At 40.7% G+C, this 772-nt stretch carries 1 protein-coding gene; it reads left to right on the top strand.

The features are described 5' to 3' along the window. Positions 1-772: condensation domain-containing protein (locus G9C87_RS20695; protein WP_228457072.1), on the top strand; the 772-nt coding region annotated here is incomplete at both ends.

Genomic DNA, 772 nt, shown 5'->3' with positions numbered 1-772 from the left:
TCCATTGAAAACGAATTGGCTGCCTTACAAAAAATAGGTGAAACTCTTCAAAGTACCATAAACATAGAATCCGGAATATTATTCCATGTTGGTCATGTTTCGATGAGTGATGGTGACCGTATTATTTTAGTGATTCACCATTTGGTCATTGACGGTGTTTCCTGGAGGATCTTGTTGGAAGATTTAGGGAACCTGTACGAATCCGGAGTTCATGGAACATCTTATAATCTTCCATCTAAAACCGATTCTTTCCAGAGTTGGGGAGAAGCATTGGAAAATTACAGTAAGAGTTCTAGTCTTTCCAAAGAGCGTTTATATTGGGAAGCAGTAGATTTCGAAACCTATTCCGCGATTCCTACCGATCATCCGGTTCAGGGCAACCATATTTTAAATACCCATGTAAGTTTTACCTTTAATAAAGAACAAACCCGTTTATTGCAAACCCAGGCAGGGAAGCAGTACAGTGCTGAGATCAATGATGTTCTGTTAACAGGGCTAGCCTTGTCTTTACAGGATCAGTTTGGTATTAGCAAGGCCAAAATCCAGATGGAGGGCCATGGGCGTGAGGTGATGAATACGGGATTGGATATCAGCCGTACAATAGGATGGTTTACCAGTGTTTATCCTTTTAGCCTAGATATCAGCAATAATACCCAGCCTGCTTTGGTGAGTGTCAAAGAAGGCTTGAGAAGTATTCCGAATAAGGGAATCGGTTATGGTGTTTTAAATTATCTGGGTGAGTCATTTTCATCAGAAACTAATCCTACCATCC

This window comes from Chryseobacterium sp. LAM-KRS1 (assembly GCF_013184525.1).
Lineage (GTDB): Bacteria > Bacteroidota > Bacteroidia > Flavobacteriales > Weeksellaceae > Chryseobacterium > Chryseobacterium proteolyticum.
Note: the sequence above shows the minus strand (reverse complement) of the source record. Positions and strands in the feature narration are given on the sequence as shown.